At 32.3% G+C, this 585-nt stretch carries 1 protein-coding gene; it reads left to right on the plus strand.

Annotation, left to right across the window (positions count from 1 at the left end; all coding sequences use genetic code 11):
• Positions 1 to 329: 329 nt before the first annotated feature.
• The coding region (locus tag AC3G7N_RS21935) for a GbsR/MarR family transcriptional regulator (protein WP_489424238.1) at positions 330 to 585 on the plus strand (256 nt) is incomplete at its 3' end.

The raw sequence follows: 585 nt of genomic DNA on the forward strand, positions 1-585 counted from the left end.
TCAACTGCTTTCTTTCCTCCATCGTATACTTTTGACACATGATTGAATTTCAGCAAGTGAAAGACACCTCCAAATATTTTTTATATAGTTATCCTTTTCCGGTAACACTAAATTGACAATCATAAGTATAAGGGATACTTCATAAAATAAAAACCTTTTCTATTGTACATATAATCCATAAAGTTTGTAAAATTTTTATTGCATAAAGTTTATAAGGGCATTTTCTTAGAATTCCACCCAATTTCTTTAAAATCCTTTAAAATGCTCACTTTCCATTTTTTAATTAGTTGTGTTACATTGTTTTTATAGAAAATTAGGCAGTCGAAAGGATGAAAAATTTGAAAGAAAAACCGTTCGACAAAACAATAAGAATTGAAGAGCAGTTCGTAGATAAAATTGCCGAAAACATGCATACATTCGGGATTTCAACAACCGTTGGACGTGTTCTCGGAACCATTTATATGAATAGAAAACCGATGACGCTCGATGAGCTATCGGAGAGTATTGGAATGAGTAAAACCCGAATGAGTCAAGTTGTTCGTGAAATGCTGGAGCTCAATATTGCCGAAAAGGTTTTTGAAAAAG

It is taken from the genome of Virgibacillus carmonensis (assembly GCF_057836705.1).